This window comes from Magnetococcales bacterium (assembly GCA_015232395.1).
In the GTDB taxonomy this organism is placed as follows: domain Bacteria; phylum Pseudomonadota; class Magnetococcia; order Magnetococcales; family JADFZT01; genus JADFZT01.
This window is the reverse complement of the sequence record JADFZT010000101.1, coordinates 1-12,686: the sequence shown is the minus strand read 5'-3', so window position 1 is coordinate 12,686 and position 12,686 is coordinate 1. Positions and strand designations below refer to the sequence as shown.

The window sequence follows — 12,686 nt, the reverse complement described above, 5'->3', positions numbered from 1 at the left end:
TTTAAGCTGCTGCGAGAGCCGGAGCGTAATGCTCGTCATTGGCACTTGTGTGCGATGGTCCGTTACGGCGGTACCATGCCGGGTCGCCTCAGAGGCCTTTCCATACCCCGTCGAAGCCGTTTCACCCCCATTTTCGAAGCCATTTTCATAAAGATGCATCCCCTATTTTCTAAGGATGCATCCCCATTTTCAATGGGAACACCACTAAACTTATAGCATGGGCAGAGAGGAAAAATCAATCGGAAAATCTGAACTTAAGCTTGCTCTCTAGGGGGTTTCCTGTTATGACCTTTGGCCCATGGACAAAATCCTCGTGCGCGGCGGTAAACCCCTCAACGGTACCATTCCCATCAGTGGGGCTAAAAACGCCACACTGCCATCTCTGGCAGCCTCCCTCCTGACAGGCGAAACACTCAGCCTCTCCAATATCCCCCACCTGCGGGATGTCACCACCATGTTGGAGCTGCTGGGGCAGCACGGTGCCGCCATCACCATCGACGAAAAACTCGGCGTCGCCATCGATTGTGGCAACATCCACAACTTTTGCGCCCCCTACAGCCTCGTCAGCACCATGCGCGCCTCCATCCTCGTCATGGGCCCACTGGTCGCCCGCTTCGGCGTGGCGGAAATCTCCATGCCCGGCGGTTGCGCCATCGGCTCTCGTCCAGTCAATTTCCACCTGCGCGGTCTCGAAGCCATGGGGGCCAAGGTGGAACTCACCGACGGCTACATCCGGGTGACGGCCAAGCGCTTGAAGGGGGCCACCATCGTTTTTGATATGGTCACCGTCACCGGCACCGAAAACCTGTTGATGGCCGCCACCCTGGCCGAAGGTCGCACCACCCTGCGCAACGCCGCTTGTGAGCCCGAAGTGGTGGATCTGGCCGACTGCCTCACCAAAATGGGCGCGCGCATCTCCGGGGCTGGTACCAATACCATCACCATCGATGGCGTTGATAAACTCCACGGCGCCAAGCATCACATTCTGCCCGACCGTATCGAAACCGGCACCTTCATGGTGGCCGCTGCCATTACCGAAGGGGAGATCAACCTTATTAATACCGATCCCCGGGTTTTGCAGACCACTACCAGTAAGCTCCGCCAGGCTGGGGTCGAAATCGAGGAAAACGACGACTCCATCCTGATTCGTGGCTCTGGGCGTTTGAAGGCGTTTGACCTGAAAACCCGCCCCTATCCAGGCTTTCCCACCGACCTTCAAGCCCAAATGCTGGTGTTGATCAGCTTGAGTGAGGGAACGGGTGTCGTCACCGAAACCATCTTCGAAAATCGCTTCATGCATGTTTCGGAGCTGCGGCGTTTGGGAGCGGATATCGCCCTGCACGGCAACACCGCTGTGGTGCGGGGCGTGGAAAAATTGCGGGGAGCGCCCGTCATGGCGACCGATCTGAGAGCTTCCGCCTGTCTCGTGCTGGCAGGCTTGGCCGCCGAAGGGGAGACCCTTATCTCCCGGGTCTACCATATCGACCGGGGCTATGAGCGCATTGAGGAAAAACTTCTGGCTCTGGGGGCTGACATCAGCCGCCTGAGTGGTTGACGAAAAGCACTTGAAGCGCTGCCCCTGCTCCAGCCACAATCATCCCACAAGCCATCCATTTTATAGTCACACCCCTTAAGCTTCCTAATCCAGGACGTAAGCGTGCTGCCAATGGCCGACTCTCTGATCTCCCGTCTCGACACCACCCAAGCCGATTTTAAAGAGCGTTTTCATCGTCTTTGCCACTGGGATGAAGGTAACCTGGTGGCGGTGGAAAAAAGGGTCTCTGAAATCGTCGCCCGGATACGCAATCAAGGGGATGGGGCGCTGGTGGATCTGACCCGGCGCTTTGATCGTCTGGAGCTGACCCCGGAAACCCTGGAATTTAGCGAAGCCGAGATCGACCAAGCCATCTCCCAGGCCCCTGACGATGAGTTGGCCGCTCTGGAACTGGCCGCCAAGCGCATTCGTTCCTACCATGAATGGCAGATGCCGCCCATGGGGGTGCAGCAATATCAGGATGAATCCGGCACCACCCTGGGGCAGCGTACCACGGCTTTGGATAGGGCTGGGCTCTATGTACCGGGGGGGCTGGCCTCCTATCCCTCTTCGGTGTTGATGAACGCCATTCCAGCGAAGGTGGCGGGGGTTGAAGAGCTGATCATGACGGTACCGACACCAGACGGGGTGGCCAATCCCCTGATTCTGGCAGCGGCGAGAATATCGGGGGTGGATCGGGTCTTTCGGGTGGGGGGAGCCCAAGCCATTGCCGCCATGGCCTATGGCACGGCGACCATTCCCTCGGTGGATAAAATTGTCGGGCCGGGCAACATCTATGTCGCCATCGCCAAGCGGCAGGTGTTTGGTCAGGTGGGGATCGACATGATCGCCGGTCCCTCGGAAATTTTGGTGATTGCCGACAAGGAGAACGACCCGGCCTGGATCGCGGCGGATCTGCTCTCCCAGGCGGAACACGATGAGATTGCCCAATCGGTTTTGATCACCGATGATGCCGATTTTGCCGATGCGGTGGAAGTGGCTCTGGAGGCGCATCTGAAAGTTCTCTCCCGTAGCGCTATCAGCCGGATCTCTCTTGCCAGCCGGGGGGCGATTATTTTGGCTTCTGATCTGGAAGAGGCGTGTCGTCTGGCGTCCCAATTGGCTCCTGAGCATCTGGAGTTGGCTTTGACGGATCCTGAACGCTACCTGCCGCTGATCCACCACGCTGGGGCGATATTCATGGGGCGCCATACCCCGGAGGCGATGGGAGATTATGTCGCGGGTCCCAATCATGTGTTGCCCACGTCCGGTACGGCGCGTTTTTCCAGCCCGCTCGGGGTGTATGACTTTATCAAGCGCACCAGCCTCATCCACTGCACGCCCGATTCCCTCAAAGTGATCGGGCCTGCGGCCTCTACCCTGGCTGCCAGTGAAGGGCTCACCGCCCACAAGTTGAGTGTTGATATCCGTCTCAAAGGAGATGTGTGATGCGCAGAGGTTCCATCAGCCGCAACACCCAGGAGACCCAGATCAAGGTTAAGGTGGTTTTGGAGGGGAGCGGACAGGGAAAAATTGAGACTGGCATCGGTTTTCTCGACCACATGCTCCAGCAGATCGCCCGCCACGGTCTGTTTGATATCACGGTGGCGGCCAAAGGGGATCTGCATGTGGATGGTCACCACACGGTGGAGGATGTGGGGATTGCCTTGGGGCAGGCGTTTCGTCAGGCTTTGGGGGATCGACGGGGGATTGTGCGCTTTGGCTCGGCCTATGTTCCCCTGGATGAAGCCCTCTCCCGGGTGGTGCTGGATCTTTCCAACCGGCCACACCTGAGCTGGAAGGTCTCTTTTCCCTCTCCCAAGGTCGGTGAGATGGATACGGAGCTTTTCAAGGAGTGGTTCGGGGCCTTTGCCACCAACAGCGCCATGACCCTCCACGTGGAAAATCTATACGGCGAAAACTCCCACCATATCGTCGAATCCTGTTTCAAGGCTCTGGCCCGGGCGTTGCGAGTCGCCTGCGCCAAGGATCCCGATCAGGGGAGCGACGCGGTGCCCAGCACCAAAGGCACCCTTTCAGATTAAGGAAGCAGCAGTATCATGATCACTGTCATCGATTACGGTTCCGGCAATCTCCGCTCTGTCGCCAAGGCTTTGGAGTCGGTGGGGGGGGATGTTCGGGTGAGTGCGGAAATACCGGATTTGGAAAGGGCTGGCCATCTGCTGTTGCCGGGGGTGGGGGCGTTTGCGGATTGCCGGGCCAATTTGATCAGTACCGGTCTGGTGGAGCCGATTTTAAAGCATATCGACGCGGGACGACCCTTCCTGGGAATCTGCGTGGGGATGCAGCTGCTCTTTAGCGAAAGCCATGAGTTTGGGGTTCATCCGGGGCTTGATCTGATTTCGGGAAATGTGACCGGTTTTGCCACGGATATGGTGGATCCGGAAGATGCCCAACGCCATCTGAAGGTGCCCCACATGGGGTGGAACCGGCTGCGCCAGGATCAGGAGCACGCTTTGTGGAAGGGGGTGCCGGATGAATCTTTCTTCTATTTTGTCCACTCCTTTTATGCCCAATCCCGTGAGGAGAGCGTGGTGGCGGGATCCAGCGATTATGGTCTGCGCTTTACCGCAGCCGTCGCCAGGGATAACCTGTTTGCCACCCAGTTTCACCCGGAAAAAAGCCAAAAACATGGCTTGCAGCTGCTGGAAAACTTTGTCGCCTGGAAACCCTAGCACCCCATCGATTTTTTAAGGATATCCAGGACATCTTCACCTCTGCATAGTGCCTTCCGCTGAATTTTGGGCACGGCTTTATTTTGAGGAAACAAATCCATGATTGTGATCCCTGCCATCGACCTTAAGGATGGCGAGTGTGTGCGGCTTTTTCAGGGGGATATGAACCAGGATACGGTCTATTCCGATGATCCGGGGGCGATGGCGGGCAAATGGCAGGGTTTGGGCTGTGAGCGGCTCCATGTGGTGGATCTCAACGGCGCTTTTGCAGGCAAACCCGTCAATGCCGAGGCGATTCGCTCGATCTTGGCAGCGTTGGATATTCCCATGCAGCTGGGTGGGGGCATTCGCAATCTGGATACCATCGAAACGTGCTTGGAAATGGGCATCTTTCGGGTGATTTTGGGCACCATCGCCTGCCAGGATCCCAGCTTGGTGAGGGAGGCGTGTCGCTTGCATCCGGGGCGGGTGTCGGTGGGGATCGATGCTCGGGATGGCAAGGTGGCGGTGCAGGGGTGGTCGGAGATGACCAATATTGCTGCGGTGGATCTGGCGCGGCAGTTTGAGGATGCCGGGGTTGCGGAGATTATTTTTACCGATATCAGTCGGGATGGGGCGCTGAGTGGTCCCAATATCGAAGCGACCCGGAGTTTGGCCGAGACCGTTTCGATTCCCATTATTCTTTCCGGTGGTATCTCCTCTCTGGAGGATATCAAAGCCTCGGCCAAAAATGCCGGCCCCTTCGCCAATGGTGGTAAAATTTCAGGGGCCATCACCGGTAAGGCGCTCTACGATGGCCGGCTTGATTTTCAGGAAGCGGTCAAAGCGGTCGCGGATATTCTTTCCTAACCAGTCAAAAAGGGGAGGGGGGTTCAGCTGGGCAATCGGCCAGCCTCTCTTTCGGAAAAAGCAGCCATGTTAGCCAAACGCATCATTCCCTGTCTCGACGTTCGTGGTGGCCGGGTGGTCAAAGGGGTCCAGTTCGAAGGCCTGATCGATGCCGGGGATCCGGTGGAGGCCGCCCGCCGCTATGACGAAGAGGGGGCGGACGAGCTGACCTTTCTCGATATCACCGCTTCCCATGAAGAGCGGGATACCATTTTGGAGGTGGTGCGCCAAACCGCCGAGCAGGTGTTCATCCCCCTGACTGTGGGGGGTGGGGTGCGGGTGAATCAGGATATCCGAAATTTGCTCGTGGCAGGGGCGGATAAAGTCGGGATCAATACCGCTGCGGTGTTTCGCCCGGAGTTTGTCAAAGAAGCCTCCAGTCAGTTTGGGGCGCAGTGCATTGTGGTGGCCATCGATGCCAAGTGTGTCGAAAAGGATGCTGACGGGGTGCCGGTTCGTTGGGAAATCTATACCCATGGGGGCCGAAAACCGACTGGGATCGATGCGGTGGGGTGGGCGCAACGGATGGAAGAGTACGGGGCGGGGGAGATCCTGCTCACCTCCATGGATCGGGACGGCACCAAAATCGGCTATGATCTGGTGTTGACCCGGGCCATTGCCGAAGCCACCACCATTCCGGTGATTGCCTCGGGGGGGGTGGGCAACATGGATCACATGGTGGATGGCCTCAAGGAGGGGGGGGCCGATGCGGTGCTGGCGGCTTCCATCTTCCATTTTAGAACCTATTCCATTCCCCAGGTGAAGGAATATCTGCGGGATCATGGTGTGGTCGTGCGTTTATAAAATATCGAAAAACAGACTGTTTCCCCTCTGCATGATCCCCTCCCTTTAGGCTGAAGGAGCCCCTTGTTTCCATGTCTCAAACCCCTGATCTCGACGCCCTGAAATATAACGATGCAGGCCTCATCCCCGCCATTTCCCAGCAGCACGATACGGGAGAGGTGTTGATGATGGCTTGGATGAATCGGGACTCTCTGGCGGAAACCCTGAAAACCGGGGTGGCTTGCTATTGGTCCCGAAGCCGACAAAAGTTTTGGAAAAAGGGGGAGTCTTCCGGCCACGTGCAGCATGTCAAAGCGGTGCGGACCGATTGTGATCGGGATACGATTCTGTTGCTGGTGGATCAGCTGGGGGTGGCGTGTCACACCGGGCGGAAAAACTGCTTCTATCTGGAAGCGGGGGAGGGGGGCTGGAACGAAATCGCTGCCCCTGAGAAGGATCCCAAGGAGATTTACGGCAAGTGAGTCCCCCCGATCCCAACGCCCAGGCTCCCACCGCCGCCACCGTTCTGGAAGCGCTCTACCAGGTGTTGCTGGAGAGAAAAAACGCTGATCCGGAAAGCTCTTATGTGGCTGGGCTTTACGCCAAGGGTCGGGATCGGATTTTGCAAAAGGTGGGGGAGGAGGCGGTTGAGACCATCCTTGCTGCCAAGAATGGCGATCCGGAAGCTGTTATCCACGAAACCGCTGATCTATGGTTTCACACCCTGGTGATGCTGGCGGAGCAGGGGATTGCGCCGGAAAAAGTGCTGGGGGAGCTTGCGGGGCGGTTTGGGAAGTAGCGTGAGACAGAAGGGGAGGGCGTTGCCTTCTCCATTGAGCAGAGTTTTTTTTATTGTGGTTGTTGTGTCGGCGACAAAAAAACTAACGGGTGATAAACGAGGCCACCATGAGTGACAACTGCCTATTCTGCAAAATCGCAGGGGGAACGATTCCGTCGGATGAGGTCTATTCCGATGAATTGGTTTATGCCTTCAAGGACATCAACCCCCAAGCGCCGGTGCATGTGTTGGTGATTCCGAGGCAGCATATTGCCACCCTGGATGATCTCAGTGAAGGGGATCGGGGGGTGATGGGGCATTTGATGGAGCGGGTGGCTCATGTGGCGCGGGAGTTGGGGGTGAGTGATGATGGCTATCGCACCATGATCAACACCAAGAGCCATGGGGGGCAGGAGGTGTATCATATTCATGTGCACATTTTGGGAGGTCGCCCCATCGGTCCCATGGTGTGCCGCTGAGTTTGAGCCCTTCTTGCGGGGGGATGCTCTCCTGGAATGCCACGGGTGGCGCACCGTTTGATTGTCAGTGCACCACCCGATGTTTTTTGGATCAGGGGAGCAGGATGATCCGACCCTCCCGAATGTCGATATTGAGGGCTTCCATGCCGGGCTTGTCTTCGGCATCGGGCTCCAGGCATTTCCCCGTTTCCAGATCAAACACCCAGTTGTGCACCTTACACTCCACCGCGTCCCCATGGTCAACCCCCTTGCAGAGGCTGGCCTTGGAGTGGGGGCAGCGGCTGGCGTAGACCTGGGCTGAATCGGCGCTGGTGCGATAGACGATATATTTGCCCGCCTGGGTTTTGGCGCACTCCATCTTTTTCAAGGGAAAGTCCGCCAGCGCCCCGAGATCCTGCTCACCCACTTCAGGAGCCTGATCTGCCCCGGGAGCCTCGGGCAGCAGCTCCAGATCAATCATCACCTCCAACGCGTCCAGCACCTTGTTGAGTCCTGCTGCGGGAAAAGCCATCAACACCGCATCGAGAATTTCATCTTTTGTGGCACCCGCTTTCAACGCTTTCGGGGCATATTGACGCAACCCCCGTTCGGTACCCACAGTCACCTTGGTGACGATCTGGATCAAAAATCGGGTTTTATCATCCAGCGCCTTGACGCTTTCCTTGTAAAATCCCAATAAATGGGTTGCAGCCTCAGGCCGCACCCCTCCCAAATAGCGTAGTGCCTTGGACATGGTCGTTAAACTCCTGAAAAAAATCGGCCTCCCTGATAAGGAAAACCCCGGAAAGGAGCACCTCGGGAACCGAAGGATAAAAGCGATGGTCAAAAGGGGCGGATACACTGAAAATAGAGAGAGGTCAAGAGAAAAGCAAACTGTAAAACCTTGACAAATTGCAAAATCAAGCTATTTTAAAGGGTTACGACTACGAGGCCCCGTTTCGGGGCTTTTGCCGTTATATGGGGGAGCATCCGGACCGCTCATAACCCAAGCTTCAATCCCCTCGGTCAAACCGGTTCGGAGTTTCATGGGTTATTATCCCGATAGCTTTCTTGAGGAAATCCGTAACCGAATCGACCTGCTGGAGGTTATTGGCCGCCACGTTACCCTGAAAAAGGCTGGCGTCAACTGGCAGGGGCTCTGCCCGTTTCACAACGAAAAAACCCCTTCCTTCAGTGTCCATCCTGATAAGGGGATCTTTAAATGTTTTGGCTGCGGCGCAGGGGGGGATGCCTTTGGTTTTGTGATGAAAATCAAGGGGGTCGAGTTTCCTGAAGCCATCGAGGAGCTGGCTGGGGAGGCAGGCCTGCCGTTACCGGAAACCCGGCGGGAGGATCCAAGACAGAAAAAGGAAAAAGCCGAGCGGGAGCAACTGCTGGCGTTGGTTGCAGCCGCCCGGGACGCCTTTCAGGAGCAACTGCAAGCGCCCAACGGTCGGAGTGCCCGGGACTATCTGCAAAAAAGAGGGCTTCAGCCGGAAACCATCGAGCGCTTCGGATTGGGGTTTGCCCCGCCAGGCTGGCGATTTTTGTTGGATCGTTTTGGTGGGGGCGAGGCCGCAGTCAACTCCCTGATTCGGGCGGGGCTGGCGATTCGCAAGGAGAGTGGGGGAAAGCCCTACGACCGCTTTCGGGAGCGGATTATCTTTCCCATCAACGACCTGCGGGGTCGCTGTGTGGGGTTTGGTGGGCGGGCGTTGGGCTCGGGTGAGCCGAAATATCTCAACTCCCCGGAGACGCCCCTCTATCACAAGGGGGAGATCCTCTACGGGCTGGATTTGGCCCAGGAGTCGATCCGACGGGAAAACCGGGCGGTGGTGGTTGAGGGATATATGGACCTCATCGCCTTGGCCGACCGGGGCATCACCAACGTCGCCGCCACCTTGGGGACCGCTTTTACCCTTCGGCACATGCAGCTGCTCTGGCGGCGCAGTGGCCGGTTGGTTTTTTGTTTTGATGGCGACAATGCCGGGCGGCAGGCGGCTTGGCGGGCGTTGGAGCAGGTGTTGGATGGTTTGCAGGCTGACCGCCACGCCCACTTTCTCTTTCTGCCCCAGGGGGAAGATCCGGACGATGTGGTAAGCCGGGAGGGGGCGGAAGGGTTCAAGGCCCGGTTGGATCGGGCCACCCCCTTGATGGAATTTCTTTATCGTTATTTAAAAAAGGATCTGAACCTGGAAGGGGCGGAAGGGCAGGCGGCACTGGTGCATCGTGCCGGTCCACTGCTCGCCAAGGTGGCGGATCCCCTGCTCAAGACTCTTTTTGCCGAGGAGTTGGGCAAGCGCCTGGGGCTCAGTGGTGAGCATGTGGTCAATGCCCTGGGCCAGGTAAGGCGAAAGCCGCCGCCGACTGTTTCGACCCCCATCCGTCGCCGGGAGCTACCGATGGGGCGTCCGGTTCCCGAAAAGGCGCTGCCTGGCCCCATGGGGCGGGACTACGAAAAAGTGCTTTTGGCCCAGCTCTTGCGTTTTCCCAACTTTGCAGTGGAATACGAAGAGGATCTTGGGGGGCTCGTTCTGAAAAATCGGCAATTTTCGGCGATTTTGTCGGAGTTGCTGGAGCTTGGATACCAGATGGAACAGCCTCTGACAGCGTGGCCCCTGGAACGTTTTTCCCAGCCGGTGCTGGCTGATCTGGCCCAAGGAATCCTCCGATCCGAAGAGTTGCATCTGGGTCGTGCCGAAGAGGAGTTTATCGGATGTCTGAGAACCATACTGAAAACACAGCTGAAGGCTCAGAAGCAGCAGCTCAGGGAAGACAATCGCCTGGGCAGAGTGGATGATGACGAGTTTTTGAGTCGGAACAATGCACTATGCAAGGAAGAGCGCCGGATAAATGATCCCAAATCCTGGCCTGTTCTTTAGACAATAAACCCAGATCAAATGCGCGCCCGCGCCGCGGATATAGAACTATGACCGAGGAAAACAAGCTCACCCCCATGAAGGAGCTTATCGAACGAGGTAAGGAACGCGGGTTCCTTACTTTCGATGAGGTCAATGACGTCCTGCCCGAGGAGGTCAACTCTGCGGATGCGATTGAGGATGTCGTCTCCCTGTTTGACGACATGGGCATCAATCTGGTCGAAGAGGCGGATGGGGAGGAGGTTGAAAAAACCGAGGGTGGGGCCAAGTTGCCTCTACCGGGTGTCGTTGCTGAGCCAGACCCTCCGCTGGAGGAGGCGGCCCCCACCAAGTCTTCGGAATCAGCCATTGAAGATATCGATCTGGGCAAGACCGACGACCCGGTACGGATGTATCTGCGGGAAATGGGTTCGGTGGATCTGCTGACCCGAGAGGGGGAAATTCAGATCGCCCAACGGATCGAGCAGGGGCGCAACGAAGTCATCTATGCCATCTGTAACTCCCCAGCCACCTTTCGGGAAATTATCCTACTGGGTGAAAAACTTCGGGAAGGTCGGATTTCCCTGAGAGATATCCTGGATATCCCCCCACCCCCCCAATCCGAAGAGGATGAGGATGAGGATGAGGATGAGGAGGAGGATGAAAACAAGATCGAAGGCGAAGGGGTAGAGGTCGAAGAGAAGGACAAGGCTTCCGGCAGTGACAAACAGAAGAATCAGAAAGAACAGAAGAGCAAAGCGGAAGAGAAAATTCCTGAAGAGCTCCCCTCCGAAGGGAGAATGTGTGCAGTAAAGGTCTCTGAAGAGAAGGTTTCCGAAGAGGGTGAGGGCTCTAAAGGGGATGAGAGCTCAGAGGAGGGGGATGAGTTGGATGATGCTGAGCCTGATCCCGTTGAGTTCGACCGCATGCAGGAGTTGCTGGAAAACACCCAGAAAATTTTTGATGATATTAGCGAAGAAAACGCCGCCCTGATCGCCCTGCAAGGCAACCTGGACGATACGGCTGAAGCCAATAAAAAAGGCTCCAAAAAAACCCCCCCAAAGGTGGACAAGGCGACCCTGCAGAAATACAAGGCCTGCAAGGATCGCATCGTCGAAATGGTTTCGGCCATCAACTTTTCCCAAAAGCAGATCGACAACCTGGTAGACAAGTTGAAGCGCCATGTGGACAAAGTGCGCAAGCAGGAGGGTGAAATCCTGGCTTTGGCCACCAAGGCTGGGGTGAGTCGTAAGGAATTTTTGAAATCCTATCTGGGGAAGGAAGGGCAGGAGGAGTGGCTGGACCAGGTCGCCATGAAGGGAACCTCGGGTTGGTTGAACCTCAAAGCCAAGTCCGGGGATAAGATCCAGGATCTCCAAGCCCGGCTGAGGGATATCGAGTTGGACACGGGGCAGACCATTCTGGATCTGAAAAACACCCACAAAAATATCCTGAACGGGGAACGCAAGGCGGGGGTTGCCAAGAAGGAGATGGTGGAGGCCAATCTGCGTCTGGTGATCTCCATCGCCAAAAAATATACCAATCGGGGTCTGCAGTTTTTGGATCTCATCCAGGAGGGCAACATCGGCCTGATGAAGGCGGTGGACAAGTTTGAATGGCGTCGGGGGTATAAATTTTCCACCTACGCTACCTGGTGGATCCGCCAGGCCATCACCCGCTCTATCGCCGACCAGGCCCGCACCATCCGCATTCCGGTGCACATGATCGAAACCATCAACAAGCTGGTGCGCACCAACCGGCAGATGGTGCAGGAGATGGGACGGGAGCCCACTCCGGAGGAGATTGCCGAGCGGATGGAGATGTCCCTGGAAAAAGTCCGCAAGGTATTGAAAATCGCCAAGGAGCCCATCTCTCTGGAAACCCCGGTGGGGGACGAGGAAGATTCTCATCTGGGGGACTTTATCGAAGACAAATCGATGTTGTCGCCTTCAGATCTGGCGATCATGGCCAATCTCAGGGATACCACCGGACGGGTGCTCAAGACTCTGACCGACCGGGAGGAGAATGTCCTGAGAATGCGTTTTGGCATCGGCCTCCCCACCGACCACACCCTGGAAGAGGTGGGCAAGCAGTTTCACGTTACCCGGGAGCGGATCCGCCAAATCGAGGCCAAGGCCCTGCGCAAACTCCGCCACCCCACCCGCTCCCGCAAACTGAGGAGCTTTTTGGAATCCTAAGTCAAGCATTGGGCCTATAGCTCAGCGGTCAGAGCCGCCGGCTCATAACCGGCCGGTCCCAGGTTCGAATCCTGGTGGGCCCACCATTTTATTTTTTCGGGGAAATTTTCCCCGGTAGAGAGCCGCCTTCCGAGGCGGTTTTTTTATTTTTAGTTTCTTCAATGTTTCCAATGGTTGGCAAGTATTGTCAAATCTGGCAAGTCATTCCTGCCCCCCGTTTATGGCCTCCGACATTCAATTTTTGCGGCTTTCATCTCCATCATGGCGTCCGTTTTGACATATTTTGGATGATTATTTGGTTGTGTGTTGTGAGTTCAACTGATGTTGGCGGAAGTGGGTGAAAAGTTTTGAAATTGAGTGGGTTTTGCCAAGAGGGGGCGCGCTTCTGGATAGGGGGGTTGGGAGCAGGGTTTTCGAAGTCAAAGGCGTGGCTGGGATAGTCCTTATTAAAAAATAAAATGGTGGGCCCACCAGGATTCGAACCTGGGACCGG

General features: G+C 56.6%; 12 protein-coding genes and 1 tRNA gene. 12 read left to right on the top strand and 1 reads right to left on the bottom strand.

Features of this window, described 5'->3' with window-relative positions; genetic code table 11:
* Positions 1-298: 298 nt before the first annotated feature.
* The 9 genes from murA to HQL52_18195 all read left to right on the top strand — a co-directional run bounded on the left by murA (position 299) and on the right by HQL52_18195 (position 7,158).
* A complete protein-coding gene (murA, locus tag HQL52_18235; protein MBF0371384.1) occupies positions 299-1,555 on the top strand; it encodes a UDP-N-acetylglucosamine 1-carboxyvinyltransferase in 1,257 nt (418 codons plus the stop codon).
* A gap of 111 nt (positions 1,556-1,666) precedes the next feature.
* On the top strand, positions 1,667-2,983 hold the full coding sequence (gene hisD, locus HQL52_18230; GenBank protein ID MBF0371383.1) for a histidinol dehydrogenase: 1,317 nt from the start codon (positions 1,667-1,669) through the stop codon (positions 2,981-2,983).
* Complete coding sequence (gene hisB, locus HQL52_18225; protein ID MBF0371382.1) at positions 2,983-3,579, top strand: imidazoleglycerol-phosphate dehydratase HisB; 597 nt, start codon at positions 2,983-2,985, stop codon at positions 3,577-3,579. Before hisD ends, hisB begins: the two co-directional genes overlap by 1 nt.
* 15 nt (positions 3,580-3,594) lie before the next feature.
* A complete protein-coding gene (gene hisH / locus HQL52_18220) occupies positions 3,595-4,230 on the top strand; it encodes an imidazole glycerol phosphate synthase subunit HisH (GenBank protein ID MBF0371381.1) in 636 nt (211 codons plus the stop codon).
* 99 nt (positions 4,231-4,329) lie between these two features.
* Positions 4,330-5,079 (top strand): 1-(5-phosphoribosyl)-5-[(5-phosphoribosylamino)methylideneamino]imidazole-4-carboxamide isomerase, encoded by a 750-nt coding sequence (hisA, locus tag HQL52_18215; GenBank protein ID MBF0371380.1) that lies wholly within the window; start codon positions 4,330-4,332, stop codon positions 5,077-5,079.
* A 66-nt stretch (positions 5,080-5,145) separates the two neighbouring features.
* Positions 5,146-5,922 carry an imidazole glycerol phosphate synthase subunit HisF gene (gene hisF, locus HQL52_18210; GenBank protein ID MBF0371379.1) on the top strand — a complete coding sequence of 259 codons (777 nt, stop codon included), beginning with the start codon at positions 5,146-5,148 and terminating at the stop codon, positions 5,920-5,922.
* A gap of 71 nt (positions 5,923-5,993) precedes the next feature.
* Positions 5,994-6,383, top strand: a complete 390-nt coding sequence (hisI, locus tag HQL52_18205) for a phosphoribosyl-AMP cyclohydrolase (GenBank protein ID MBF0371378.1) — start codon at positions 5,994-5,996, stop codon at positions 6,381-6,383.
* Positions 6,380-6,700 carry a phosphoribosyl-ATP diphosphatase gene (locus HQL52_18200; protein ID MBF0371377.1) on the top strand — a complete coding sequence of 107 codons (321 nt, stop codon included), beginning with the start codon at positions 6,380-6,382 and terminating at the stop codon, positions 6,698-6,700. Before hisI ends, HQL52_18200 begins: the two co-directional genes overlap by 4 nt.
* A gap of 107 nt (positions 6,701-6,807) precedes the next feature.
* Positions 6,808-7,158, top strand: coding sequence for a histidine triad nucleotide-binding protein (locus HQL52_18195; protein MBF0371376.1), 351 nt, complete (start codon positions 6,808-6,810; stop codon positions 7,156-7,158).
* A gap of 91 nt (positions 7,159-7,249) precedes the next feature.
* Here the strand turns inward: HQL52_18195 and HQL52_18190 are convergent, their stop codons facing one another.
* Positions 7,250-7,891 carry a Rieske 2Fe-2S domain-containing protein gene (locus HQL52_18190; protein MBF0371375.1) on the bottom strand — a complete coding sequence of 214 codons (642 nt, stop codon included), beginning with the start codon at positions 7,889-7,891 and terminating at the stop codon, positions 7,250-7,252.
* Between the two features lie 292 nt (positions 7,892-8,183).
* Here HQL52_18190 and HQL52_18185 point away from each other — a divergent pair, with 292 nt between their 5' ends.
* From HQL52_18185 to HQL52_18175, 3 genes are all read left to right on the top strand, one after another.
* A complete protein-coding gene (locus HQL52_18185; protein MBF0371374.1) occupies positions 8,184-10,019 on the top strand; it encodes a DNA primase in 1,836 nt (611 codons plus the stop codon).
* Positions 10,020-10,093: 74 nt separating this feature from the next.
* The gene (gene rpoD / locus HQL52_18180) at positions 10,094-12,193 is read left to right on the top strand and encodes an RNA polymerase sigma factor RpoD (protein ID MBF0371373.1); all 2,100 of its coding nucleotides are present in this window, start codon (positions 10,094-10,096) and stop codon (positions 12,191-12,193) included.
* A 10-nt stretch (positions 12,194-12,203) separates the two neighbouring features.
* Positions 12,204-12,279, top strand: a tRNA-Ile gene (locus tag HQL52_18175).
* Positions 12,280-12,686 lie beyond the last annotated feature (407 nt).

Coding starts and splice junctions, on each gene's coding strand:
- murA (MBF0371384.1), top strand. CDS start 299: ATGGACAAAATCCTCGTGCGCGGCGGTAAACCCCTCAACGGTACCATT.
- hisD (MBF0371383.1), top strand. CDS start 1,667: ATGGCCGACTCTCTGATCTCCCGTCTCGACACCACCCAAGCCGATTTT.
- hisB (MBF0371382.1), top strand. CDS start 2,983: ATGCGCAGAGGTTCCATCAGCCGCAACACCCAGGAGACCCAGATCAAG.
- hisH (MBF0371381.1), top strand. CDS start 3,595: ATGATCACTGTCATCGATTACGGTTCCGGCAATCTCCGCTCTGTCGCC.
- hisA (MBF0371380.1), top strand. CDS start 4,330: ATGATTGTGATCCCTGCCATCGACCTTAAGGATGGCGAGTGTGTGCGG.
- hisF (MBF0371379.1), top strand. CDS start 5,146: ATGTTAGCCAAACGCATCATTCCCTGTCTCGACGTTCGTGGTGGCCGG.
- hisI (MBF0371378.1), top strand. CDS start 5,994: ATGTCTCAAACCCCTGATCTCGACGCCCTGAAATATAACGATGCAGGC.
- HQL52_18195 (MBF0371376.1), top strand. CDS start 6,808: ATGAGTGACAACTGCCTATTCTGCAAAATCGCAGGGGGAACGATTCCG.
- HQL52_18190 (MBF0371375.1), bottom strand. CDS start 7,891: ATGTCCAAGGCACTACGCTATTTGGGAGGGGTGCGGCCTGAGGCTGCA.
- HQL52_18185 (MBF0371374.1), top strand. CDS start 8,184: ATGGGTTATTATCCCGATAGCTTTCTTGAGGAAATCCGTAACCGAATC.
- rpoD (MBF0371373.1), top strand. CDS start 10,094: ATGAAGGAGCTTATCGAACGAGGTAAGGAACGCGGGTTCCTTACTTTC.